Raw genomic sequence first — 25,131 nt, 5'->3', positions numbered from 1 at the left:
TGATGACCCTCAAGAAGTTCAGTGTGCAAATAATTGTGATTCTTTTTATATGCCCACTGAGCGTGGAACGCGGTTCTGCTCAAGTGTCCGGTGGCACTATCGTTGGTACGGTGCGGGACACCTCAGGTGCAAACATTCCGAGTGCAAACGTGACAATCAGGAATAATGCAACCGGAATCGTGACGACAGTTACGACAAACCAAAGCGGTCTCTACCGTGTGCCGAATCTAACTCCCGGTACATACCAGGTCACGGCATCTGCTACTGGTTTTGCCACGACGGTCGAAGACAATGTGATCGTTGATGTTGGATCAGAAATAGGTGTTAACCTGCAGTTGCGTGTTGGAGCACTGACCGAAAAAGTGCAGGTTACGTCGGAGGCGCCTGAAGTTTCGACCACGAATTCTACGATCAACGCTGTCGTGAATGAAAACACAGTTAGGGAGTTGCCGCTGAATGCGCGTGACTGGACTGCTCTCGCAAGTCTTGAGCCGGGAGTTGCCACCGTAAGAACCGCAGTGGGGCTAAACGCAAACCCAGGAAGAGTTAACCGGGGGTGGGGAACGCAGCTGACCATAGGAGGAAATCGACCGCAACAGAATAACTATCGGATGAATGGCGTCAGTATTAACGACTATGGAAATGGTGCACCCGGGAGCGTTCTAGGCGGAGACCTGGGCGTAGACGCTATCCAGGAGTTCTCGGTAGTAACGAGCAATGCCTCCGCAGATTATGGACGCAGCTCGGGAGGCATTATCAATGCGATCACAAGATCCGGCACCAATTCTTTTCATGGCTCTGCTTACGAATTTATCCGTAACAGTGCGCTCGATGCTCGCAATCCGTTCGACTTTAATCCAGTGAACGGCTTGCCTTTCATTCCACCTTTCAAGCGGAATCAATTCGGTGGCACGGCGGGAGGTCCAATCAAGAAAGACAAGATCTTCATGTTCGGTGACTACGAAGGCTTGCGCCAGACTCTCGGGGTGAGCCAGCGTTCTGTCGTGCTATCCCCCAACGCGCGAACTGGCCAGCTCGTTAGTGGCCAAGTGACGGTAGATCCCAATGTAGTTCCTTTTCTGAAAATTTATCCGCTTCCCAACGGAACTCTCCGCGGGGACCGCGCGGACTTTTTTGTTGTAAACACTCAAATCGCGAAGGAAAACTTTGCTACAACGCGGTTCGACGAAAAACTATCCGAGTCTGACAATCTAAATGCCACCTATATGTTCGACGACAGCGATACACAGGCTCCGGATAACTTGCATACAGTGCTTTTGGGCACTTTGTCACGACGCCAACTCTTCACAACAGAGGAGACACACACATTTCGGCCAAACCTGATCAACACCGCGCGCTTCGGATTCAGTCGATCAGTTGCTTACGCGCCGAAGAACCTGGCTGCGATCAATCCAGTTGCGAAAGACACGTCATTGGGCTTCTTTCCGGGGAGAAACGTCGGTGCACTCAGCGTCTCCGGTCTTACCCTTTACCAGGGTGGCTTAGGGAGTGCAGGTGAATATGACTTCCACTTCAACTCGTTCCAATACTACGATGATGCCTTTTTGACGAAGGGGATACATTCCCTAAAATTCGGCGGTTCCGTAGAGAGAATTCAAGCTAACCAGATTGGCAGATCACAACCAAATGGACAGTTTGCCTTCGGCAGTATCAAGAATTTTCTGACAAATCAGCCCACGAGCTTCAATGCTGCCCTTCCGGGCCTAGTGACTCCCCGCGATCTCCGACAGCTCATTGTCGCTGGCTATGTTCAGGATGATATGCATTCCTTCTCAAATCTGACCGTGAATCTGGGGGTACGCTACGAGATGTCTACTGTACCGACAGAGACTCGTAACAAGCTTACAAGTCTTCATCAGATCACCGATACACAACCGGTTCTAGGGCCTCCATATTTTTCGAACCCGACACTTCGAAACGTTGAACCGAGAGTCGGATTTTCCTGGGCACCGTTTCACGACGATAAGACCGCAGTTCGAGGAGCATTCGGAATCTACGACGTGCTGCCCTTGACATATGAGTTTCAACTAGTGTCGATCTTGTCGGCTCCGTTTTTTGAGTCAGGATCAGTCGTCCGACTCGCGCCAGGAACTTTTCCCACTGCAGCAGCTGGTTTGTTGGGAGCAAACAAACTCCGCTATCTGAACCTTGAACCAGATCCGCCAAGGAATTACGTCATGCAATGGAACCTGAACATTGAGCACCAGCTCATGAAAGATCTTACGGCGTTCGTAGGTTACATAGGCTCGCATGGCGTGCACCAACCGTTTCGTTCTGACGACAGCAACATCGTCCTACCGATTGCAAAAACGCCTCAGGGCTATGTCTGGCCGACTCCAGTCGGCAGCGGTACCAGAATCAATCCAAACGTGGGACAGGTCAGCAGGCTTTTTTGGGAAGTCTCCTCGCACTACAACGCGCTACAGGTACGAGCTTCTAAGCGCATGAGCCACGGTTTGCAATTTGGAGGAGCGTACACCTGGGCTAAGACTATCGATGACGGATCGTCAACGTTGGCCGGCAATGCTTTTGCAAACTCGATTTCAAGCCTTTATTTCTTTGATCCGCATCTCAGACGTGGACTTTCTGATTTTGATATTCGGCATAACTTCGTTCTCAACTACATTTGGCAGCTACCTACGCTGGAGTCGCTGCCCGGGGCTGCTCGGTGGGCGCTAGGCGGTTGGCAGTTTGGGGGTATCTTTCAGGCGAGTTCAGGACTTCCATTTACACCTCTCATTTCCGGGGATCCCCTTGGAATGCTGAGTGCGAGTGAAGACACCTTCTCGTTCCCTGATCGCATCACCGGAGCCGGATGCAGTGGCAACCCTGTGAATGCGGGCGACCCGATTCACTACATTAAGACTGCCTGCTTCGCAGCTCCCAATCCGATCACAAGACTTGGCAATGCCGACCGAAACTCTGTCATCGGTCCTGGCTTGGTGAACTTTGATGTGTCGTTGGTGAAAAACAACGTCATCAAGAAAATTTCCGAGCACTTCAATGCTCAGTTTCGTTTTGAGGTCTTCAACGCATTGAATCGCTCCAATTTTGCGCCGCCAATCAACAATAGTTCTCTTTTCGATGCTTCCGGTGGTCCCATTAGCACGGCTGGTCAGATCGACCAGACAGCGACGCCCTCTCGGCAGTTACAGTTTGGATTAAAGCTGATTTGGTAACAGATGGTGGCCAGGAGAACTAGATCGTGGTGACGAATAAGGACATCGCGGCGAGTAAGACCATTGCGTTGCTATTCGCGATAGCGTTCTGCTTGCAACACCCAACCTGTAGCGCACAAGCGCAAGCCACGAATGCGACTGATGTGGCTGTGGCTCAGGTCTTCCTTGACGTATCTGAAAGCAGCAGGAGGAGTGAGTTTGAAGAAGGGATGGCCAAGCACGTCGCATGGCTCAAAGCGAACCACGAAAGTTGGACCTGGCTCACATGGGAAGTCCTTACGGGAAGAGATACGGGCAAATATATCGTCGGTAGTTTCGGGCACAAATGGGAAGATTTTGATGCGCATGACACGTTCAGTGCTGCCGCAAATTTGAATTTTAAGCAGAGCGTAGGACCGGCTCTGAGATCATCGTCTTGCACGTTTTACGTGCTGAGAACAGACCTTAGTCTTTCGACCGAACCAGGCACTCCGCCTAAATTTGAGCAGTTGAACATCTTTGATGTTCGACCAGAAGGTGCGAGAGAATTCTCGCAATCTATCAGGAAGATGAATGCTGCGCTGAAGCAGACAAATTTTGGGAGTGAGTCATTCCTGTCTCCGAATAGTGCAGGTGGTCACTCCCGTTGGTATTTCATGACGAATGGCGGCCAAGGCCCGCAGTACGTATTAGCGACAGATCGCACGACCTACTCGGATTTTCGACCTGTAGGGACTTCGCTGGACGATGTAATGGAAAACGTCTATGGCAAGGATGCAGGCGATTCCATTATGACAAATGTACGAAAAACATTTGTTCATGTGTACAGCGAGCTTCTCCGCTTTCGTCCTGATTTGAGTTATCGACCTGGAGGTGAACCATGAATGCATGGTTCTACTAGACTAAATCCACAAGCAGTCGGTTCATTTCTGCAGAAGCAGTTCGTCTGCGACCACAGTCTCCTTCTCAACTCGCATGTTCAATTTGGTATCGCTGAGTGCTTTCCAGTCGGGATTCGACTTCAATGCCGCACGCACTTCCGCCATTGTGCGCTCACGAGCACCAAAGGAGTCCGCATCCTTATATTCCAGGACAAAAAGGACCTTCCATGGCCGAGAAGTCGGATATCGATTCACATAGATACCGTAGTTCGCGATCACCCCCTTTGACACCCAACCCTTGATCTGCGGAATGACATATCCATTCGTGTATTTAATGTATTCCTCGATCGTGTGCGGGTAGTAATCGTAAGGAATAAGGAAAAACACCGTGTGGCCTCGAGGTGAAACCGATGAAGAAGATCCGTGCCAAATCACGTCCATGGAATAGGTATTCAGCGGGGTAATGAACGCAAGCCCTTCCTCTGTCAGACCACCAGGAAATTCGGCTTCAATTGCAGCCCACCTTTCGACATCGGAGTATTTGCTGAAATTCAGGATCGCCATCATGTCATACGTTTCAGCGTCGTTGTAGCGATTGAACAGAATGCGGTAATCCGCCAGGACGCCGTCTTGCTTCCATTTCTCGAACCGTTGGACACCTTGTTTTAGCATGTAGCTCCGTAGCAAGGGTCGCTTTGGTGGAGTGCATCGATATGTAATGACCAGATTCCGAGGACCGGAGTTTCGCTCCGCGGTATCAGCAGTCTCTTGAGCATGGGCTAATGACACTAGTACGCACGACAGAACCACCATTGCAAAGCAGCGGACTCGCAGAAGCATTTTGAAATATCCTCCTACACTATTTTCCGGACTTGGCCGGCAGTTGAATCTCAGCTATTTCGTTCCTACCACAATAACTTCAATGCGAACTTCGTCACCGCATTGATGATTCCACCGGAGCTTTTGCCATAATCAGCTTCGGCGTTGCTTGTGATAACAGAGAATTCCTGAATGGCATCGACGCCCAGGTCGACGCCCAAAACACTGCCCGGAGCCCCATTGGAGTAATCGTTGATACTCACGCCATCTACGCGGTAATTGTTTTGCGTAGGCCGATTCCCGCCAACCGTAAGCTGAGTACCTAATCCTCTTATGGGTCGATTGTTAGTGATGGTCAACGCAGGTTGCGTTCGGATTGTCACCACGCCTGGTTCTAAGGTTGCTAAGGCCGTCCAGTCGCGCGCGTTCAACGGCAATTCGTGAACTGTGTTCTCATTGACAACTCCGCTGAGCGTCGCAGTTGTTGTGTCAATAGCAGCTGGCTCACCACGAATCTCTACCGTTTGAACGTCGGAACCGATACGCAGTTGGACGTTAACCTCAAGGGCTCCCCCCCACGGTCAGTGACAGCCCTTTGTGCAGTGACACCGCGAATCCAGCGGACGTCACCCTCAACTCATATGGTCCAGGTACCAGGTTGGGAACGCTGTAGAATCCCGATCCATTAGTATCCACGTGATGTACCAGATTGGTATTCGCATTGCGAATTTCCACACTCGCATGCACAACTGCAGCTTGCGACGGATCCGTAACAGTTCCAAAAATGGTTCCCCCCGAAACCTGAGCATGCAATGATGATGCGCAAATCAGGATGATCAACAGACCCAACCGCGATGCGATGTGCATCGTCCGTGTGTTCATATAGATCCTCTCCTGCGAGGCAGTCTAGCTTCGCCAATGAGCGTGGAGCGCAGTCAGCAGACTCATTCCGAGGCGCGGCGCGGATTATACGCGTTGCCCTCGCACTTCCAACTGAACCAAGGATTAACTTTTGTTTAAGAACACTGGATGTGCCATGGAACTCGAATCGGACGACGGATTAGCTCCCGCTGATTGGAGGAATCTCACCATTACGGCTGCGACTTCGTACCGCAAGGAGGCGTTTTCAACTCGACTCGAATCGTCTCGAGCGGATAGTCAGTTACATTCTCACTGGCATGCCTAAATGGGCTTCGTGCGGGGACAAACCTGACAGCTCCTGCCTGTTCGGTTTTGCCCTCAAGAGTGGTTCCATCAGCATTCACCTGATGCATCCTTCCGCCCCCCTTAAGAACAACGATTACCACGGCATTTCCCTGATGCTCGTGGAACGGCGATTTCTCGTGAGGATCATAGGTCACACGAACTACACGAACTAGGTCATTCTCGAGTTCCACCTTATAGTTCTTGGCTGCAGCGACTGTCGCGTCCTGTTCTGAAGTGGGGTACTTAATCGGCTCACTAGGCTTCTCTTGAACGGAAGCTCCCGCGGCCAGGATGCAGCCCGCAACAAAACTCAGAATCGAACGCTTCATATCGTCTCCTTCGGTAAAGCAGTCGAGAGTCTATGACGAAAAGCGATCCTGGGCGGCGCATTTAAAATATTTAATGTCGATTTCATGTCTTAGCGCGGACGGAGGTCGCTATGATGCGAACGCCAACGGGTAAAGACGAGACACGAGCCTGAAGGAGAATGAGAGCAAATCCACTTCCGCTTCTTGTCACATTTGCAGTCCTATTCTGTGGTTCCCGCGCTCTGTGTCAAAGCGAGGCACAACCGCGTCCATTGCGTTACGTGTCAGAGTGGGAGGTGCCACGAGATCATTGGAATGAGTTCGAGACATCTGCTGAGCACGACATTCGGCCCTTCATGGAAATGCAGGTAAAAAACGGAACCCTGTTGAGTTGGGGACTTTATCGCAGCATGCTCATCCAAGATGGTGCTGCCACTCATGGGCTCTGGTTCGAGACACCTTCGGTACAAGGTGTGGAAAAGGTACTTGATGAATTGAGCCGTCTTCCTCCGTTGCCTGTGCCGGCTAATTCTCGACACCACGACGTCCTCTATCGAGCTCAACTGCGTCGTGCAAAATCGGGCCAAGGCACAGGCGGCTATTTGTTTGTGAATACAACTCAAATTCAACCGGGGAAGCGACAGAATTGGAGAGAGTAGTGGGATAGGAACCAGAAACCAAATTTTGAGCAATACCTCGCTGAAGGATTAGTGACTGAGTATGAACTCGTGGGAGAGGAAATCCATCATGCAGGACCGAACTGGGTTTATCTGATTTACGTGACTCCAAGTGCAGAAGCACTGGACAAATTGAACGCCACATTCGCCACAAACACGGCAAAGCGTTCAGTGGAGGAGAATCGTCTCATAAACGAAGCTCTCGACGCTGTTGTCATTCCTAGTGGCCACCAAGACTACATTGCACGGGCACTCGCTTATTCGCAGCGATGAGGGGCGCCATGTACCGAACTGTACTCGAGAACATTACAATCGTCATTGGTGTCCTCGCACTTATCACGACTCCGACGAAGGGACAAAATTCCGCTGCAATGGGTGAGCGTGACACCGGACCAAAGCACCTGCTGATCACTTATCACTGCCCGGCAGCAAGTCGCTCCGCATTTCACGACTATATGATCAATCAGGGAGTACCCGCCTTCCAGGACTGGAAAAGGACCGGAGTCGTCGGTGATTACTACATCCTTTTTAGCTGGTTTGTGGACAGCGATACTTGGGACATGCTGTCCATTCTGAGTTTCAACCAATACGCTGCGGTCGATAAATGGCGGCAGGTTGAGCACACCGCCCCAGGAGGACTAAGGCGCGAAGGAGTTGCTTTGTGCAGCCGCGCAATAACCTACGCCATGGATTTGCTGTGGCAAAGTCGTTCTCAGCATAGTACGAGCACTCCCGGTGCTACGGTTTTCTTGATTATTCCCTACGTTTACTACCCTGCTAGCAGCCTAGAGCAGTATGCAACATACGTCAGCGGGTATGTGATTCCACAGTTCGACGCTTGGATTCGTGACAACATACTAGTGAGTTACAGAATCTTCGTTAACCGATTTCAGACAGGTCGCGAATGGCAAGCAGTGTTTGTGCTGGAATACCGTGATGTCGAAGCTTTCGGTCAACGCGAGAAAGAAGTGGACAAGGTTAAAGCGCAATTGCAATCCGATGCCAATTGGAAGGCATTAGGAGATCGCAAACTCAGCGTGCGGACGGAAAAGCAAACGACTACTGCTGAAGAATTGACCGCTTCAAAAGAGCGATAGCGAATGCTTCTGCTCCGAAGTCCTGATTCGGAAAAGGCAAGTCACAAACAAAATCCCCAGCAGCTCCCAGAGCCAATCAGGACAGCAGTTTATTCTCTTGGAAGAGGTTGACTCAGTACCGCATTCACCGGGGCTGAAAGTTTGTCGGCATTCGCAAGCATAACGCTCACCTGCCACATTTGCGTCGACGACAACGACTCGCGGAATGATGGCATGCCAGTCAACCGAATTCCATTTTCCACCTTCCAGTAGGTCTCGCCTGGGGGGTCGTCACTGACCATATGCTTTGGATCGAACAACTGTGGTGGTCTGGGATACATACCCTTTGCCACCGACGTTGGCTGTTGACCTTCTGCACCATGACAGACAGCGCAATGTTCGCGATAAATGTACGCACCGGCTAAGTTGTTCCCGTCGTTGACCTGAACGGGAGCATTGCGCGGATATTCTCTATCCATCCGCGCATGAAGCCCCATGCGGGCAAAGGTCTTCTCGAAGGGCATTGCAGCTGCGCCAGTAGCCACGGGTGCCAATCCAAAACGAAAATAACAATATGTGGATATTGGAACAACAATTAACCCGACGATGAGGCCGAATAGGAACGCTGGAACGCGAGAAGATCGCATGGGTTGCTGATTAGTCACTGCGGCTGATAAACGCGGATCTCAGCACCGTTTTTATCATTCTTTGGCAATGCGACGTACAGGCGATCAAGCTCCGGCACGTAGAGAGACGTACGAGCTAGATAGGACGTTGGAATACGGGCGGTCTGCTCGTAATGATCAGGGTCGTTTTGACGATAGACGACTAAGAAACCCTCGCCCCCCGATGCATAGACCTGCTTGTGTTTAGCACTGAAGTAAAGTCCGTCGAGGACTCCAACGGTTTCCGTTTCAGCGACGGTTCTGCCCGTATCCGTGTCATAAACCACGACGCGTGGCGGTTTTCGTGTGCCCACCATCAGCCGATGATTTGCCTCATCGAGCGCCAGCGCAACTGGTTGCTGCGTATCCGACGGCAAAGGCCAAGACGCAGTAACTTCCTGAGTCTTGCGGTCCACGACCACCGTCTCATTGCTCTCTGGGAGCGTCACAAACATTCTGCCTCGGCCCTTTTCCAAGGCGAACCCACCGGGATGAACTGCTGTTCTAATATCTCCAACATGCTTGTCTGTTGCGGCGTCAATCACCGCTATTTCGCCGTATTCTTTACCGGCGTCTTTACCGCCGTGTCCTACATAAATTCTACCGGCCTCGGGATCGAAGTCCATCTGATCCGCACCTAAGGACAATGGTACGGAAGTTCGAATCGCAAGCGGATTACCTCCTAAAACCTTGCACGTACCATCGTTTCCATTCGCCACGAAGACTTTCTTCAGCTTAGGTACATAGTAAACACCTTGTGGCTTACTGAACCCGGGCATACTCTGCAGCTTCTTGTCTTGATTGACGTCAACTACTTCCAATGTATTGTTGACTAGTGCGGCAATGAACAGCCTATGTCCTTTCGGGTCAAAACCCATGTGATCGATGCGTCCCTCGACGTTAGGCAGAGGAATCGATTTCACAAGTTTGAGCGGCTGTTCTTGAGAGAATGCAGCGATAGAAAGAAGCAGAACGATGAGGTTGATCACAGGGACCACGGATCTTTTCATTGAAAAACTCCCCGTTCTAACAAGCGTTCAAATTTGTCGGTTCCCTCGTGCTGTGCCGCAAGTCCTAGGGCCATTGTGCTCATCACCTGGGAACAAGAATAAAGTCCAAAACCCAAACCAGGAGCAGATAACAATCAGTGACGAGTGAGGGATTCGAGTACTCGGTTGAGTGGTTGCTCAGTCTCAAATCCCGCGCCTGTCCCGTCATTTCGAAGGAGTATAACGTGAACACAATGTGGGAATGCTAAATGTGAAATTAATATGCGTTAACTCTCTAAATCAGTCGTTTGACAGCGCGGAAACCCTCTGTACGCGGGTCAATCACAACTTTCCCAAAGGCGCGGCGTGGTTCAAGTAAAAATACACAGCCGGTGTCACCAGCAGCGAGAGCACCATCGAGATTAGGATGCCGCCAATCACGGCGATGGCTAAGGGCTGGAGCATCTCCGATCCTGAGCCAATTGCAAAAGCGAGAGGAAGCATTCCAGCAACCGCAGCGATGGCGGTCATCGCGATCGGACGGAGCCTACGCCGGCCAGCCCGCATCATGGCCTCTTCTGGCGTGAATCCAGCTCGGCGGAACTCGTGCTCGGCATCGAGCAGCAGAATTCCGTTCTTGGCCACAATGCCGATTACCATGATGAGTCCCATGAACGCAGAGACGCTGAAAGTAGTACCCGTTACGAGGAGAGCGAGAAATACGCCTGCCGTAGAAAGAAGAGCAGACGAGAGAATGGCGGTCGGGGCCGAGAAGCTACGAAATTCGAATAGCAACACAGCAAACACAAATGCAAAGGCCATGATGAAGACGAAAACAAAATCGCGGAACGTTTGCTGTTGCTCCGCATAAAGCCCGCCGTATTCCACACGAATCGACGAGGGCAAATTCAGTTTGGCAATTGCATCTTTTACCTTCGCAACGCCAGTGCCAAGATCTACTCCTTCTAATCTCGCCGTGACTTGAAGATCCCGCTGCAGGTTTTCACGACGGATTTCGGTCTGTCCAGGGATTTGCGTAACTGTCGCCAGCGAGCCAAGGCTGGCCGTTCTGCCAGCTGAACTCGTCAAAAGAGTATTGTTCATCGCTTCAATGCTCGCGCGATTCCCTTCGGGAAAGCGCACTCGCACGGTGTATGCACGATCGTTCGTTACTACAGGGGCAGTGGCTGGTTCTCCCTCGAGAATCGCTGCCGCGTCGATCGCCACCTCGTCGGGAGTGAAGCCCGCGCGCGCGACCGTGGGCGGATCAATCTGATAGTTCACAGCGGGCCCACTCGTAGTGTTCTCGACCCCGTTCTGAACGTCCACCACGCCTTCAATCTTAGAAATAGCATCCGCTACCCGCGGACCAGTCTTTACCAGTAAATTGCCATCCTCGGAGAAGAGCTTAATCACGACCGGCTCGGGGGCGCTCGTAAGATCCCCAATCATGTCCTGGAGCAGTTGTGGAAACTCAGTATCTAACTCCGGCTCCTGTTGCTTTATCTTCACACGCAAATCGGCAATCACCTCTTCCGATGAGTGTTCGTGCTTTGGTTTGAGCTTCACGGCAATGTCGCCGGTATTGGCCTCAGTAACTGCCGCCAATCCGAGTTGCAGTCCCGTGCGCCGTGACGTGCTCTCCACATCAGGTTCGGAGCGGATGATCTGCTCAACGTGGCTGATCACACGATTCGTTTCCGCGAGTGAACTGCCGGGGGGCATGATGTAATCGACGATAAAGCCCCCTTCGTCCATTGATGGCAGCAGGTCGGAACCCAGCCCGCGGTAACAGAAGTAGGCCACGATGATCAGTACAACACTCAAGCCGGCCAGCAGCAGCGGACGCTCGAGCGCGCGTCGCAGCCATCGCTCATAAAAATCGACTACTGCGTGGAATCGCTTGCCGTACGAGGCTTCCTCGGCTTCGATCAGATGTTCCAAGCGCTCGCGCTGGGTCCAATCGGCAGCGGCAACCTCATCCAGTTCGTGCTCCGACTTGCGCCGTACAAAGTACTGGCTGAGATTTGGGGTCCACGTCAGCGCCAATGCAAGCGAAGTAAAAAGTGCTACGCCCATCGTGACTGCAAGTGCTCGAAAGAAAGTGCCGTATACGCCGTGAATGGCGATGAGTGGCAAAAAGACAACAACTGGAGTAACGGTGGATCCGATCAGTGGAGCTGTGACTTCGCGTAACGCGCTGTAGATCGCCTGCAATCTTCCCTGACCTAAGTCGCGGTGGAGAACAATGTTTTCGATGACCACAATGGCATCGTCGATGACTAGACCGACGGCGGCAGCTAGACCTCCGAGCGTCATCAGATTGAAGCTCTCTCCCATCACTTTCAGGACAATAAAAGTGATCAAGATGGTGATCGGGATCACCATGCCTGCCACTGCGGAGCTGCCCCAATCACGCAGAAACAGCACGATGACGATCGAAGCCAGGACCAATCCGATCAGAATGGCATCACGCACACTGTTGATCGAATCTCTGATTAAACCCGATTGGTCATAGTAAGGCTCAAGATGGATGCCCGGGGGCAAGGTCTTTCTGAGTTCGTCAATTTTCGCGTGGATCTGATCAGCCACTCTTACTGTGTTGCTGTCTGGCTGACGATTAATGGATAGCAGCACAGCCGGCTTCCCATTCGCCGTCACGATGGTGTATTTCGGTTTGGTGCCTCGGCTGACCGCAGCTACGTCCGTAATGTGGATCGGGATACCGCTGTTACTGACCTTAACCACGATTTGACCAAGCTGTTCGGGGTTGCGCACCTGACCATTGACTAACCCCAGCACGAGCTGGTGATTGTCCTGAATCAATCCTGGAGAATCGACAGTGTTGGTCTTGGCGACAGCATTGAGAATGTCACTAACGGTAATTCCGGCGGTCAGCAACTTCGAAGGTTGAGGAGTGATGAGGTACTCCGGTTCATCTCCACCTTGCACTAGCACGGTGGCCACACCATCGAGTCGATTGAGTTGCGGCTTGAGGCTATACGTCGCAAGTTCCCACAGCTGAGTCTGAGGCACGCTATCTGAAGTGAGGCTGTATCCCAAAATAGGAAAGCTTGCGAAAGTAAGGCGGTGCGTGTCGAACTTTGCGGTGTTGGGAAGCGCTGTTTGTACCTGAGCAACCGCAGAGTTCACCAGTTGCAACGTCTGTACCATGTCCACGTTCCAGTTGAAGAACAAATCGATCTCAGCAGAACCGCGGCTGGTAATGGAATTGACGCGCTGCAGCCCAGGAACACTATTCACTGCATCTTCAACAGGCCGCGTAATCGTAACCATCATTTGATCGATCGGCATTACTCCGTTATCGATGCCGATGATGATGCGTGGAAAATTCACCTCGGGAAATACAGCAACGGGAATTGTGAATGCCAGATAGATGGCGATAATGGAGAGGGCAATAATGATGAAGATAAGGGGTTTAGAGAGACGCGAAAACCAGAACTCAGGTGCCGCAACTGGAGCAAGTTGCCTGGCATCCTCAATGGATGTGACCTTGTTGAACGTATTCACACCTCAGCTCCCTTTTTCTTCCATATCCTTGTGTTGCTGTTCTTCGTCGACTGGGGGAGCTGCTTCAATCTTTACCTTAGTTTTATCGGGGAGACCGTAAACACCGGTTTCTACTACTCGCTCTCCGAGCTTGAGGCCGCTGACTATCTGGACTGAGTCTGACGTCTGAATACCGGTCTCGACCTCCCGTTTCACGGCCGTTCGATCTTCAGCAACGACCATGACAGACTTTTTTCCTTCTTCATCTGTGAGTATTGACTGCGCCGGAACGATGAGGGCGTTGCGGACCGTCTTGGCAGTGATTGTGAGCATCGCTGACGCTCCTGGCTTAAGGAGGCCATTGGAATTGGGTGCCTGTACCCACACTTCAACTGTCGTGCTGCCAGGATCCAAAGCGGGACTCACGAGTGTTACCTTACCGGTGATGGCATCATCGATGCCCGACACTCTCAGAGTTGCCTTGTCTCCTTTCTTTAGGAGTGCTGCCTGACTATGCGGAATGTGACCTTTAGCGATCATCTGGGAAAGATCCATCACAGTGACCAGAGGAGCGCCCGCCTGCGGTACCATTCCCGGATACCAGGGCCCATCTGTGACCACGCCGTCGATCGGGCTGCGAATCTCGGAATACTGAAGTTGAGCTTCAGCGCCTTTGTACTTGCCTTCAGCGCTGGCGAGCTGTGCATTGGCTGACTTGAGTGCTTGTTGGTGACCAATGGCCTTCAGTCCATTCCAATGCTTTTGCGCCTGTTCGTATTGCGCTTTTACCTGAACGAAGGCAACGTTGGCGGCATCAAAGTCCTTACGCGGTATGGCCCCTTGAGCGAACAGACTCTTGCGGCTTTCATAGATTTTTTGTTGTGCGTCCAGATTCTCTTTTGCCGCCTGAGCGTCAAATTCCGCTTTCTGCAGTTCTTCGGGTAGCGAGTTGTTGGTCGCTATCTCTCTTGCTGCTTGCGCCTGCTCAAGATTGCCGCGATTCTCTTGGACAGCCGCCGCAAGATCTCTGTTTTCCAAAGCAACTAATAGCTGTCCTTCCCTAACCTTGCTGCCCCGCACCACATAAGCCTTCATCACAGGCGCAGTAATTTTTGGAACGATCGTCGCTTGATTGACCGGAAACAGCACTGCATCTGTGGTCACAATCTGGGAGATTGTCCCTTGCTTTGCTGGTGCTACCTGGACGGCAACCTCTGGTTCAGGCTGAGCTGACTCTCTTGTGCAGCCGCACAGCCAGACCACGCTCGCGAGAGCAAGACTGTAAGGTGCATATTTGAAGATTCGTGTATTTACCATGGCTAAAACACACCTGTGAGAGTTTGGAGATTGGCAATCGCCACTCGATACCGGGATTGGCCGTCGTCGAAGTTGTTACGGGCAGTGACGAGCGCGTTTTGAGCATCTACCACTTCCAGCGCCGTCGCTTCCCCTCCTTGGTATCGCAGCAATGTGAGTTGGACGCTCTGAGCTGCAAGATCAGCTGATTGCTGCAATACGTCGAGTTGAATTCGCGCAGCATCCGCCTCGGCGTACAACGTTCTTAGGCCAGCAATTAACTTGCGCTGTGCTGCGGACAGCTCGATCTGCACCTGCTCGCGGCGCAATTCACTTTGCCTTACCTTGCTGTGTATCGCACCCCAGTTCCAAATTGGAATGTTCAGAGTAGCGATCGCGGAGTACCCCAGATTGCGAATTCGGCCCTCGGGTGTATTGCTGTAAGTGGCGAATCGATTCGCATCGATGCCATAGAAGTAATCCAGGCTGAGCGACGGCAGGTAAGCCGCCTTTGATGCGAGCACTTCGTACCCCGCTGCACGGAAGCTCTGCATCGCGGCATACAGCTGTGGGTTCTTGACTTTTGCCTGTTGCTCGAGTTCTTGCATCGGAGGCAGCGGCGGCGCCAGCCGAAGGTCATCGACCGTGGAGAAGTTTTGGTTGAAGCTTTGAAAAACGAGCACTGCCAATTCAAGATGCGTCCGCCCCATTGCGAGCTCGGCTTCGCGTTGAGCACGTTGTGCGTCGTTGGCTGTCAATTGCGCCTTGATAACATCCGAATGGGCGACTTCTCCACCCTGCTCAAGCTTCTGAGTAAGTTCGAAGAAGCGCTTGGTTTCATCGGCTGCCAGCTGCGCATTCGCGTATTTGCGCCGGGCAACTACCTCCGCGTAGTACGCCGTCACGACGGTCGCAACTAGACCTCTTGAGGCGATTTCAGCATTCGCCCGCGCCGCTGCCGCAGCAGCAGAGGTTCGATTGAAATCAGCAAACTGTGCCCCGCTAATTACTTGGTGGATGTTCCCTTGGGATACATACTCGTGGACTGCGTTGTTTGCGATATAACGGGGCGTCGAGGTACCAGTGCCGCCCTGTGTGTACAAGTACTCGGTATTTTCTGCAACACTCGGCAGCAACGCTGCCCGTGCTTGGACGTGATCCTCTTGCGCTATGCCCGCGGCGGTTAATGCGGTGCGGTAGGTGGGATCAAGATTACGAGCCCGCTCCAGGGCATCACGCAGCGTAAGCACAACAGGCGCTTGAGAATCAGGCGCGGAAGCCTGCGGCTGCGCATTTGGAGTCCCAGTCTGCTGGCCCATAGCGGGACCGCAGAACGCCGTAGTCAGACAGATTGCCTGGAAAATCCTTAATGCACAGCCCATGTTCGCACCAGTGTTTGCCGAGTGTTTCTACTCAAATCAAAGTAATGTCCAGCTCGCACGGGAAGGCAGTTCAATCCTGGGCTTCATAAACCCATACCGCAGCGCCCTGATTGGCCCGGCCTGGAACTGCCAAGTACAATCTGTCCCGCTTCCCATACCAAACCCCAGTTCTGGCTCCTATTGCACTTGGAATTCTGGCCATTTCTTCGTAGTGATCAGCATCCTTCTGCTCGAAGACGCTGATGAATCCTTCCCCTCCCGGTACATACACGCGTTTCCGAGAGTCGTCGTAATACAGGTCGTCCATGTCACCGGCGGAGGGCACATTTGCAACCATTTTTCCGCTGTCCGTATCCATCACAACCAAGCGGGCGGGCTTGCGCGTTCCAATGAACAAGCGGTGATCGGCTTGATCAAGCGCCATAGGAAAATTGGCTTTCACGCCAGTCAAAGGCCATTCTTTAACCTGATGAGTCTTTCGGTTCATAACGGCGACCTTCTCTTTGGAAGCGATATTGATGTAAATGTTTGAACCAGGACTCTCTACCTGGAAAGACTCAGGATGGGAATCGAGTTTTCCCGCATCGTCAAGTCGCTGATTGGTAGTAGCGTCGACCACACCGATTGCCGACTTCTCGTCTTCTCCGTAACCTACGTAGATCCGCTTCTCGTTCGCGTCATATCGCAGGTTGTCGGTGTTTTCTTGAAAATCTAAGGTTGAAATCAGCGCGTAGGACTTGCCGTCATAAATTCTTAACTTCCCATCTTCGGCGCTGGCAACATAAAGCTTACTGATCGGGTCTGGTACAAAAAGCACTCCCTGCGGTTCAGGAATTCCCGGAACCGTATGGATCACGCGACCCGCAAACACATCTAAGACTTCGACCGTGTTGTTCCCGAGAGCGGAACCAATGACCAATTTCCGCTTCTGGTCCAAAGTAAAGTGATCGATCCGGCCCACCACATTAGGCAACGGAATCTCTTGCACAATTCTGAGCGGAGGACTCTCGCGATTCGTGTTTGCTTGTGACGAGTTAGCGTTGGATTGCCCAAAAACACTGGCGATCATGATGAGCAGTGCCGTTATGACTCGCGTGACTTTGGCATGAACTCGCATTCGTGGTTGCGCTCCTCTGAGATCAATTTTTGAAGAGATAATTCCCTAAGTCCTAAGGGGAATGGCGATTCACGGCAGAGTATAGAGGACACACTCTATGCTGTGGCTGAAAACTAGATTAAATACCGTTTAGATGAGGAATGAGGTGGGCGTCTGCATTTTGACTATTGCAACGTTCATGCCTGGATGCTGTCGTTCTTGAGCGGCAAGACGATGTTGAAACTTGTCCCCTTACCAACTTGAGTAGTGCATTCTATCGTGCCTCGCTGAGCTCTTACGATCGCTTGAGCAATGGCAAGTCCCAGGCCTCCGCTGCGCGCCTCGCTTGTTTCAGGACCAGCAGCGCGATAGAACCTTTCGTAAATGTGGGGTATGTGTTCGTTGGAAATTCCAATTCCCTGATCCTGGAATGCGATCCGCACGCGGCCATCATTTCGTTCCAGACCGACGCGAATCGCGGTGTGTTGGGCTGAATATTTAACAGCGTTATCCAAGAAGATCAGAAAGAGTTGACGCAGGAAAACCTCATCTCCTTCGTAGGGAATTCCCTGCTGAATCTCGCGCAGAATGGCAATTGATTTTGCCCTTGCTAGTGGCAGAGCCATTTCGCAAGCCTCCTCCAGGACATCGTCTAAGTGCAGCGGATCCTTTGCTAAACGAAGCTGGCCGGCATCGGCCATTGACAACGTGAACAAAGCCTCAACGATTCGGCTTAACTTAACCAACTCACTCTCAATGATTCGCAGCGCAGCTTGATATTCTTGCGGATTTCTTTCTTGGGAAAGCACTAGCTCCGCTTCTCCGCGCAAGATGGCTAGGGGCGTCCGAAGCTCGTGCGACGCATCCGAGACGAATTGTCGCAACTGAGCCAAGGCAGAATTCACCTGCATAAACAAGATGTTGATCGTAGAAGACAGCCGCCCTAGTTCATCCCGCGGATTGGACACCGGGAGCGTTTTGCTAACGACACTCTTCGAAGGCTTGGTTAGACTCTCAGTGAGCTGTACAGCATGTTCTGTGAGGCCCACGATCGGCCGAAGGCTCTTTCCAGCAAACCAGGCAGCAACGATCGCCGTCACAGCCAGGCTCAGGGGAAACAGAGTCAATAGCATTCTTCGGAAGCTAACAACCATTTGCTCGGTGTCACGAGTAGGCACGGCTAAAAGCAAATAGAGGCTCGTGCGGCCTACTACAAACGGAATGGTTGTGACGCGCATTCGACCGAGCAGTTTGTCTTCGTCTGTGTAGAAAGTTGGGGATTGAGAACTCAGGTCTTCAGCTCTGACCGGAATTCGATGCGTGCCAAGGTTCTTGGAATATTGCAAGATTTGGCCTTTAGCGTCTGCCAGCTCCAAATATTGATTGGGCAGATCGAGCATGAAGACATCCTGCTCGCTTGGGTTGGACACAAGATCTGCCACGATCGGATTTGCAGTGTCTACGAGCCGATGATCGAGTTCACGCGTCGCGTCTCTTACAAAGATTGAATAAATGAGGAAATAAGAACTGCCCAGAAGCACACTTACAACGGCTGCGAACAGCAACATCATTCGAAAACGAAGTGAGCGATTCCGGAACACAATTACTGCCCTAATCGGTATCCCACACCGCGAACAGTGTGGATCAGTTTGATGGGGTGGTCAGAATCTATCTTGTGCCTAAGCCGATTGATGTATACCTCGACAAGGTTCGTCTCAGTATCAAATCCGTACGACCATACCTGCTCGACTATTTCAGTACGACCGACAACCTCCGGTGATCGCAAGAGAAGAAGCTCAAGCAAAGAAAGCTCCTTTGATGTGAGCTGGATTTCAGTGCTCGCCCGTGTAACGCGTCTGCGCTGTCGGTCAAATTCCAAATCGGCGCATTGCAGCTTCGCTCCTCCCTTGTGAAAACCACGACGGGTCAGCGCCCTGACGCGTGCGTGCAGTTCAGCAATAGCAAACGGTTTCGTCAGGTAGTCATCAGCGCCAGCATCCAATCCTTCAACACGTTGTTCCACGAGACTCCGCGCGGTCAACATGAGGATTGGACTTTCATTGCCGGAGTCCCGCAGTTCGCGACAAACCTGGAGACCACTCATTCGTGGCAATCGAAGATCCAGAAGAATCGCATCGTAGTTAATGCGACTCGCCATTTCGAGACCCTTCTCTCCGGTTTCGCTGACGTCTACCGTGTAACCATTTTCGCGCAGCGACCGCGCAATGAAGCTCGCCACTTTCCGTTCATCCTCGATGAGAAGCAGATGCATCGCCAAATGATGGGTGAGCAGCGGTCCACTGTCAACGTGTTCGAGTTTCGAAGACATCATTTCTGAGCGTAGCTATTCGCATGGGCAAGATAGTCCCGATGAGTTCCAGGCACGATTACCGCGTCGTACGCGTCGGAGATTGCCCGGCTCTCTTCCGCGTTGCGCTTGCTTCCTCTCGCCTGAAATGCGGCATTGATTTTGTCGAGCGCCTCTGCACTTGGTGCGACATACGCCAAGTAAACCCAGCTCGGATCCATCGTGTGGATCTCTCCAGCCTCGATCTCATACATACTCACGAGGCCTTCCGCCAAAAACTGCTCATACATTGGCTTTTGGTACGTGTCCCACCACTTCCGCCATTGATCGCGTTTTGTAGATTGGAGCAGCGTTGAATTGAAATAGTAATAGCCATCTTTCCCAGCCCCCTCTTTACTACGGCGCAACGTGGTTCTCAGCAACAGGTCGTGGTGCTTTACGTCCGCCGTTAGGAGCTGACTCTCCTTTAACTTCGCAAGTTGGCTCAGGACCTTGTCAATGCCGGCCATAGTGGCGGCTTCAAACCAGTAACCATTGCTAAAACCGTTGTCGTCGTATACGGCAGTCGTGTAGATTCCCCAGTTAAGCACGGTGCTGTCGATAGACAGCTTCTCAAAGATTGGCCGGACGTTCTGATCTAGATAAGCGACATAGCTAGTACGTTGTGCAGGGGGAAGACTCCATTCAGAAACGAAACGCAGCGTATACGGGATCTCTTGAGGCAAAACAGAAATGGATGCAAAGAGCAAAACAGTAAGTCTGAGTAAGCGGCTTCGCATGTTCAGTTCCTCGTTTGTTGCCGTGTTTTAGTCATCCGAGCGCCACACCACAGAGCCGTCATGGTCCACGTAGGCGTCATGAGCTTGTATGCGCACCTCGCCCAAGCCGTCGGCGAACGTCTTAGCGTCGTCAAACTGGGGCTGAATCACGAACCTGCCCGCCTTATTTATGTAACCCCATTTGCCATTGGTTTTTACTGGAGCCATACCTTCTCCAAATTCCCCGGCATCCTCGAACTTGAAGTCGATCACTGTCTGTCCCGTTTTGTCGATAAAGCCCCAGCGTTCGTCTAGTTTCACGAGCGCAAGACCTTCTCCGAAGCCAAAGGCCTTTGCGTATTTGGAATCTATTACTGCTTTCCCATCCTTATCGATGTAACCCCATTTATCCTTGATCCTCACCGGAGCCAATCCCTCCTCGAGAGGACCTAGTTCATCGACGTGAGGCTTCAACACCGGCTTGCCTTTCGTGTCGATCAACATCCATTGGTTACGACTTTTGACTCTCGCAAACGTGAGCTCAGCACCGGGAACTCCAGAATCTACGAAGCTCTTCGCCACGTCGTATCGAAGGGGGATCACCCACTTTCCTTCGCGATTTATGTATCCCCATTTGGTACCCAGCCTGACAGTTCCCAACCCTTGATAAAAGGTCCGAGCTTCATCGAAACGAGGTGAGATGACCCATTTTCCGGTTGGATCGATATACCCCCACTTACCGCCAGCTTTGACAGAAGCAACTCCATCCTGAAAGTGAATTGCGTCGTCAAACTGAGGTTTGATAACCATTTTCCCAGCACGATCGATGAAACCGATCTTTCCCTTTGTGTGAACGGCATAACGAGGAGCGTCGTCCGTCCAAAGCGCCGGTGCTACTAATCCACACAGGGCTAGCATTAGAATCCGAGTCGTCTCTCTGCTTGCCATCATCAGCTCTCCTCGTCAATCGTGTCACCAGACAACATAAATCTGCCAAGCACGAATTAATGATTAATTTCTTTTTAGGTTCACCCCTGTGTACAGTCTGGGACTGCCGGATGGCGTTACAGCGCGGAAAAGTCCAGCGCAACGTTACGGCCTAAAGAGTTGATCATTAGGGAACAACCAGAGGTGGTCGCCAATTCTATCTATCTAGGGAACTACCGTAATGAAGAAGTGTTGCGTGACACAACTGACACATTGGCCGCTTCTTAGGCACGCAGGAGCAAGAATCAGGGTTTCATTCCCGGTGTGAGTTGCGCGATAGAGTACCGTTCTGCTGTTCTCGTGTGCATGCTTGATGGTACTCAATGCGTTGCCACTTTGATCGCGTCCATGGAGTCTGCAACACGGCCACCTGACCAACGTGCAAAGTCGTCTGTTGTTCAGCTATCAGCGGCACACGATTTGCTTCTCCCGCCCAGAATGGCGAAATCATCAGCGCCATGCAGCAGTGCAGGCCAATCGTTCGCATGTACTTATTGTGTGCGCTGCTTCTGTGCGCGCGTGACTGCAGCAAATCGAGCGTTTCAGCGCCGGAAAGTCCAGCGCAACTTCACCGCCAGGAGTTGATCGTTGGGTATCAATGAGAAGTGGTCGGAGCTCAAGATATCGCTCCAGCTCCGGTTCCAGATGATAAAGAAATCGTCTCCAGGACGAATCGTCCAACGAAAACGCGTGTTGCTTCCGACGTTTCTGGATTGGTTGTCGTACTGAATGAAGCTGCTCACGCCAATTTGTGGATTGAGTGCGAACGTGAACTGGTATTGCCAGAGACGCTGCACGAAATTTCCCTCTCGCAAATGACCGAAATTATCGAGCATCGTAACCGCCGTCTGTACCCGTGCATCTGGAGAGTCCCACTTTAGATATGCTGTCCATTCATGCAGGTCACCCGAATAAAAGGTCCCCAGCCAGTTAGTAGTTCCGAGTTGCCAGCCACGATGCTTGCTGCTCTGAAGCATGAATCTCACACGCCGAAAATCGTACGAGCCTGGAGCAATCTTCAAACCTTTAACGACTTCGAATGGTTGCACCAGTAGCTCGTGCTGAAAAGCAACATTTATCTCAATGTGCTCACCGCTTTCGAAATTTGTGCTCACGGGAGAAACGAAGTATCGCCAACTTTCATTGAAACCATTGAGGTTGGAAATACGTGAAAAGTAATTTTCCACGGCTTCCTGGCGTATCCACCGGAACCTGCCCTCTTTCGATGGTCTCTTTCGAAATTCACAGCCGCCTTGATACCAACGTGTACCGGGTCGGGGAAGAAAACCTAGCGCGGGAACGAGCGAAGCTCCGAATTGATTAATATTCATTTCGCAATCGACGGTGTCATTCGGATACTGTGCTGCCGCTCCCCACGAAGGGCCGTTGCTTCTAGGGAGTTGTCCAAAACTGCGGGCAGTCCATGTGCCAATAAGCAGGTTCTTGTCCTGCATGAACTTGGACGTTCGGTATACCGCGTCAATACCTGCGAGCGTGTTGGAAGTAAAGTTCTGCGGATCACCATTGGTAACGATCCCGCCGATGCGCAGTTGATCGGTGACATCTCGAGAAACGCGTCCTGCAAACAAATTGGTTCGAGGGCTTGTGGATGTGTCCCGAGTTTGGACGTCCAGAACAGCCAGATTCCATCTGCCGGTGCGTCCACTTAATTTCGTACCGAAGTTTATGGGTACTGGTCGGCCATCCGAATCAAGTCCTACACGCCTGGTAAAAAATGGGATAAAAGAATTCCCAATTCCGTAACGCGCCGTCTCGTTGCTTGTAAGGCCCAGCCCGAACGCGAACTGATTGACGCCCTCAAGAAAGAACGCTCGCTTTTCAGGAAAGAATAGAGGAAAACGAGTTAGGTTTACCTGTCTTGCATCGACCTCAGTCTCAGCGAAATCGGTGTTTACTGTAATCGAGCTAGTGAGGTGTGGGGCGATGCGCCAATTGACATCAAATCCTGACGCGCCTTGCCAGGCTCGATCGTGAACGGGGAAGGCATCAGTCATTCTCCCAGTTATGTAGGGAATGAACTCCAAGCCCTTTCCCCGTTCGAAATCTCTGACGCCGCTCAACAACCCCGCGCGGCTAAAGTCGGCAAGAAATGAATCGAGCGTAGGAGACGCCCAGCGCAGAGTAATGATGTTTCGCGCAACGAAGCGCTCAAAGTTGATTCCCCAAGCGTCGCTTTCTGAGAAAGCAAGAGTGCGGGCAGGAATCTCAATTTCGGCGGACCAACCGTTTTCATTTCGTGAGGTTCGCGCGTCCCACACACCATCCCAATCAAGCGACATGGTTGTCGCACTTGAAATCAAACCATCAATACGCGCCCCAGCCGCGTTCACCTGAAAGAAATAGCCTGTTTTCCTGTCGAGATATGGGTCCAGGACTATGCTTACCGTGTCATCTCCTGTGACATCACCATCGCGCTGCAGTGTATGCGTACGAATCGCGCTCGGTTTAGGGTCCCGACAAGTAAATCCAAAATAGAGTCGGTCCCCGTGACGTAATACGCGGACCTCCGTTTTATAAGAAGTGGGCGCTCCCGGCCGTGGATTCTGCTGGGTAAGCTGAACAGGAATCGCTAGTTGCCACTCGGGTTCGTCCAACTTTCCGTCGAGTTTGATGGGCCCCGAGGACAATGTTGCCTGTATGGTTTCGATTGCGAACCCTGGGTCGAACGGCAATAGGGTAAAGCCGAGCAAAGCGATGAAAGCACCGCGAGAGACAATAGTGGTTCTTTGCAATCTCGCCATTAAAGCATTGCCGTGGAACTGCTTCAATGTATTCGTAACGCTCGCTCAAAGAGCCTACTAAAACGAAATTAATGTCGGTTTTATGTCCCTGGGCATCCGCCTATTGCTAAGCTTTTCGCGGTTGGAGTATGTCGTAGCTGCCTTTTGCCAATGACTACATCGCTACATCATCAGAGGAAGTCGGGGCTACAGTCCCGAATATTTAGGCACGCTTTGCCTTTCATTGGCTTAGGTTTTGTAGTTGCAGTGTTGGCTGCCTGCCTGGCCGCGGAGAGCGACAGCAGCGTCGTCGTCTACTCGAGCGAAGACCAAATCTGTTCCGAACCAATCCTGCACGATTTCGAACATGATAGTGGTATTCGCGTCAATGCCGTTTACGACAAAGAGGCGGCTGAGCAGGTGATGAAGCGCTTGCTAGCGGAAAAGGATAATCCCCAAGCAGATGTTTATTGGGCGAATGAGCCGATTCATCCTGACCTCCTTAAGGAAAAAGGAATCTCGACTCCATACCTGTCTACGAACGCGCAGAAGCTGCCCGCCATTTTCAAAGATCCTGAGGGATATTGGACGGCGTTTTCGGCGCGGGCTAGGGTGCTGCTCGTGAACAATCCGGACCCGGTGCAACCCACGTCCCTCGAGGCCTATGCAGATGCTCAGTGGAAGGACCGCGCGGTTTTGGCCAACCCACTATTGAATACCACCGGCTTCACGCTAACCGCACTTTTTCAACTTTGGGGTGACGAACGAGCTAAGAAATTTCTGACGAGAATAAGGGATAACGGTGTGAAGTTCTCTCCCGGCAACAGTGACAGTGCCGATGCAGTTGCCGCCGGCAAGGCAAGCTTCAGTCTCGTGGATATCGATGATGCATTTTCGGCCAAGGCCAAAAGCCATAACGTTCAAATCATCTACCCAGACCAGCAGAAAAATCAGATTGGATTATTTTTTGTTGCAAATGCGGTCACGCTCATCCGAGGAGGACATCATCCAGACAATGGCAAGAAGCTCATAGATTACTTGCTTACGCCAGCGGTCCAAAGGAAACTCGCCTACTCGCCTTGCGCTCAGACACCTTTGCTTGCCGGTATCGAGACACCAGAACGGGTGAAGCGGATTGAAAACATCAAGTACATGAACGTCAACTATTCCGCAATTCGGAAGAAATTCGACGCTCTCAAACCGACGTTTGAGTCGTGGGCTTCAAGCCTAACGAGATAATTCAGGAGCTGAAT

At 51.8% G+C, this 25,131-nt stretch carries 22 protein-coding genes; 6 read left to right on the top strand and 16 right to left on the bottom strand.

Annotated features, from left to right (window positions below; all coding sequences use genetic code 11):
* The first annotated feature begins 2 nt into the window (after positions 1-2).
* Together DMG62_03665 and DMG62_03660 are read left to right on the top strand one after the other, a co-directional pair.
* Complete coding sequence (locus DMG62_03665; GenBank protein ID PYY24396.1) at positions 3-3,200, top strand: hypothetical protein; 3,198 nt, start codon at positions 3-5, stop codon at positions 3,198-3,200.
* A 26-nt stretch (positions 3,201-3,226) separates the two neighbouring features.
* A complete protein-coding gene (locus DMG62_03660) occupies positions 3,227-4,063 on the top strand; it encodes a hypothetical protein (protein ID PYY24395.1) in 837 nt (278 codons plus the stop codon).
* A 39-nt stretch (positions 4,064-4,102) separates the two neighbouring features.
* On the opposite strand, the gene DMG62_03655 is transcribed toward DMG62_03660, so the two are convergent.
* The 4 genes from DMG62_03655 to DMG62_03640 form a co-directional block, all read right to left on the bottom strand.
* Positions 4,103-4,732, bottom strand: coding sequence for a hypothetical protein (locus DMG62_03655; protein PYY24394.1), 630 nt, complete (start codon positions 4,730-4,732; stop codon positions 4,103-4,105).
* A 233-nt stretch (positions 4,733-4,965) separates the two neighbouring features.
* Positions 4,966-5,427: a hypothetical protein gene (locus tag DMG62_03650; protein ID PYY24393.1), complete on the bottom strand. Its 462-nt coding sequence runs from the start codon at positions 5,425-5,427 to the stop codon at positions 4,966-4,968.
* A 13-nt stretch (positions 5,428-5,440) separates the two neighbouring features.
* Positions 5,441-5,761 (bottom strand): hypothetical protein, encoded by a 321-nt coding sequence (locus DMG62_03645; protein PYY24392.1) that lies wholly within the window; start codon positions 5,759-5,761, stop codon positions 5,441-5,443.
* 209 nt (positions 5,762-5,970) lie between these two features.
* Complete coding sequence (locus DMG62_03640) at positions 5,971-6,414, bottom strand: hypothetical protein (GenBank protein ID PYY24391.1); 444 nt, start codon at positions 6,412-6,414, stop codon at positions 5,971-5,973.
* Between the two features lie 158 nt (positions 6,415-6,572).
* Here DMG62_03640 and DMG62_03635 point away from each other — a divergent pair, with 158 nt between their 5' ends.
* The 3 genes from DMG62_03635 to DMG62_03625 are packed head-to-tail and all read left to right on the top strand — an operon-like array spanning position 6,573 to position 8,167.
* Positions 6,573-7,052, top strand: coding sequence for a hypothetical protein (locus tag DMG62_03635; protein PYY24390.1), 480 nt, complete (start codon positions 6,573-6,575; stop codon positions 7,050-7,052).
* Between the two features lie 51 nt (positions 7,053-7,103).
* Positions 7,104-7,343 (top strand): hypothetical protein, encoded by a 240-nt coding sequence (locus tag DMG62_03630; GenBank protein ID PYY24389.1) that lies wholly within the window; start codon positions 7,104-7,106, stop codon positions 7,341-7,343.
* 8 nt (positions 7,344-7,351) lie between these two features.
* Positions 7,352-8,167: a hypothetical protein gene (locus tag DMG62_03625; GenBank protein PYY24388.1), complete on the top strand. Its 816-nt coding sequence runs from the start codon at positions 7,352-7,354 to the stop codon at positions 8,165-8,167.
* A gap of 89 nt (positions 8,168-8,256) precedes the next feature.
* On the opposite strand, the gene DMG62_03620 is transcribed toward DMG62_03625, so the two are convergent.
* The 12 genes from DMG62_03620 to DMG62_03565 form a co-directional block, all read right to left on the bottom strand.
* Positions 8,257-8,793 (bottom strand): hypothetical protein, encoded by a 537-nt coding sequence (locus DMG62_03620; GenBank protein ID PYY24417.1) that lies wholly within the window; start codon positions 8,791-8,793, stop codon positions 8,257-8,259.
* A gap of 14 nt (positions 8,794-8,807) precedes the next feature.
* Positions 8,808-9,821: a hypothetical protein gene (locus DMG62_03615; protein PYY24387.1), complete on the bottom strand. Its 1,014-nt coding sequence runs from the start codon at positions 9,819-9,821 to the stop codon at positions 8,808-8,810.
* A 321-nt stretch (positions 9,822-10,142) separates the two neighbouring features.
* Positions 10,143-13,304, bottom strand: coding sequence for an AcrB/AcrD/AcrF family protein (locus tag DMG62_03610; protein PYY24416.1), 3,162 nt, complete (start codon positions 13,302-13,304; stop codon positions 10,143-10,145).
* 30 nt (positions 13,305-13,334) lie between these two features.
* The gene (locus DMG62_03605; protein PYY24386.1) at positions 13,335-14,627 is read right to left on the bottom strand and encodes an efflux RND transporter periplasmic adaptor subunit; all 1,293 of its coding nucleotides are present in this window, start codon (positions 14,625-14,627) and stop codon (positions 13,335-13,337) included.
* A 2-nt stretch (positions 14,628-14,629) separates the two neighbouring features.
* Complete coding sequence (locus DMG62_03600) at positions 14,630-15,988, bottom strand: TolC family protein (GenBank protein PYY24385.1); 1,359 nt, start codon at positions 15,986-15,988, stop codon at positions 14,630-14,632.
* 70 nt (positions 15,989-16,058) lie between these two features.
* Positions 16,059-17,105: a hypothetical protein gene (locus DMG62_03595; GenBank protein ID PYY24384.1), complete on the bottom strand. Its 1,047-nt coding sequence runs from the start codon at positions 17,103-17,105 to the stop codon at positions 16,059-16,061.
* Positions 17,106-17,281: 176 nt separating this feature from the next.
* On the bottom strand, positions 17,282-18,655 hold the full coding sequence (locus DMG62_03590; GenBank protein PYY24383.1) for a hypothetical protein: 1,374 nt from the start codon (positions 18,653-18,655) through the stop codon (positions 17,282-17,284).
* 32 nt (positions 18,656-18,687) lie between these two features.
* Positions 18,688-19,356 (bottom strand): DNA-binding response regulator, encoded by a 669-nt coding sequence (locus DMG62_03585; GenBank protein PYY24415.1) that lies wholly within the window; start codon positions 19,354-19,356, stop codon positions 18,688-18,690.
* 56 nt (positions 19,357-19,412) lie between these two features.
* Positions 19,413-20,171: a hypothetical protein gene (locus DMG62_03580; protein PYY24382.1), complete on the bottom strand. Its 759-nt coding sequence runs from the start codon at positions 20,169-20,171 to the stop codon at positions 19,413-19,415.
* Positions 20,172-20,198: 27 nt separating this feature from the next.
* On the bottom strand, positions 20,199-21,101 hold the full coding sequence (locus tag DMG62_03575) for a hypothetical protein (protein ID PYY24381.1): 903 nt from the start codon (positions 21,099-21,101) through the stop codon (positions 20,199-20,201).
* 289 nt (positions 21,102-21,390) lie between these two features.
* Entirely contained in the window at positions 21,391-21,669 is a 279-nt protein-coding gene (locus DMG62_03570; protein PYY24380.1) for a hypothetical protein, read from the bottom strand.
* Between the two features lie 10 nt (positions 21,670-21,679).
* A complete protein-coding gene (locus DMG62_03565) occupies positions 21,680-23,926 on the bottom strand; it encodes a hypothetical protein (GenBank protein PYY24379.1) in 2,247 nt (748 codons plus the stop codon).
* A gap of 123 nt (positions 23,927-24,049) precedes the next feature.
* Here DMG62_03565 and DMG62_03560 point away from each other — a divergent pair, with 123 nt between their 5' ends.
* Complete coding sequence (locus DMG62_03560) at positions 24,050-25,117, top strand: iron ABC transporter substrate-binding protein (GenBank protein PYY24378.1); 1,068 nt, start codon at positions 24,050-24,052, stop codon at positions 25,115-25,117.
* The last annotated feature ends 14 nt before the right edge of the window (positions 25,118-25,131 follow it).

The organism is Acidobacteriota bacterium (assembly GCA_003225175.1).
GTDB lineage: Bacteria > Acidobacteriota > Terriglobia > Terriglobales > Acidobacteriaceae > Gp1-AA112.
The sequence above is the reverse complement of the archived record's forward strand: the minus strand, read 5'-3'. Positions and strand labels throughout refer to the sequence as shown.

Bases quoted from the DNA above. Each gene is read 5' to 3' on its own strand.
- DMG62_03590 (PYY24383.1), bottom strand. From the start codon at position 18,655: ATGATGTTGCTGTTCGCAGCCGTTGTAAGTGTGCTTCTGGGCAGTTCT.
- DMG62_03600 (PYY24385.1), bottom strand. From the start codon at position 15,988: ATGGGCTGTGCATTAAGGATTTTCCAGGCAATCTGTCTGACTACGGCG.
- DMG62_03645 (PYY24392.1), bottom strand. From the start codon at position 5,761: ATGAACACACGGACGATGCACATCGCATCGCGGTTGGGTCTGTTGATC.
- DMG62_03560 (PYY24378.1), top strand. From the start codon at position 24,050: ATGACTACATCGCTACATCATCAGAGGAAGTCGGGGCTACAGTCCCGA.
- DMG62_03665 (PYY24396.1), top strand. From the start codon at position 3: ATGACCCTCAAGAAGTTCAGTGTGCAAATAATTGTGATTCTTTTTATA.
- DMG62_03585 (PYY24415.1), bottom strand. From the start codon at position 19,356: ATGCATCTGCTTCTCATCGAGGATGAACGGAAAGTGGCGAGCTTCATT.
- DMG62_03640 (PYY24391.1), bottom strand. From the start codon at position 6,414: ATGAAGCGTTCGATTCTGAGTTTTGTTGCGGGCTGCATCCTGGCCGCG.
- DMG62_03620 (PYY24417.1), bottom strand. From the start codon at position 8,793: ATGCGATCTTCTCGCGTTCCAGCGTTCCTATTCGGCCTCATCGTCGGG.
- DMG62_03595 (PYY24384.1), bottom strand. From the start codon at position 17,105: ATGCGAGTTCATGCCAAAGTCACGCGAGTCATAACGGCACTGCTCATC.
- DMG62_03575 (PYY24381.1), bottom strand. From the start codon at position 21,101: ATGATGGCAAGCAGAGAGACGACTCGGATTCTAATGCTAGCCCTGTGT.
- DMG62_03635 (PYY24390.1), top strand. From the start codon at position 6,573: ATGAGAGCAAATCCACTTCCGCTTCTTGTCACATTTGCAGTCCTATTC.
- DMG62_03580 (PYY24382.1), bottom strand. From the start codon at position 20,171: ATGCGAAGCCGCTTACTCAGACTTACTGTTTTGCTCTTTGCATCCATT.
- DMG62_03615 (PYY24387.1), bottom strand. From the start codon at position 9,821: ATGAAAAGATCCGTGGTCCCTGTGATCAACCTCATCGTTCTGCTTCTT.
- DMG62_03605 (PYY24386.1), bottom strand. From the start codon at position 14,627: ATGGTAAATACACGAATCTTCAAATATGCACCTTACAGTCTTGCTCTC.
- DMG62_03655 (PYY24394.1), bottom strand. From the start codon at position 4,732: ATGCTAAAACAAGGTGTCCAACGGTTCGAGAAATGGAAGCAAGACGGC.
- DMG62_03625 (PYY24388.1), top strand. From the start codon at position 7,352: ATGTACCGAACTGTACTCGAGAACATTACAATCGTCATTGGTGTCCTC.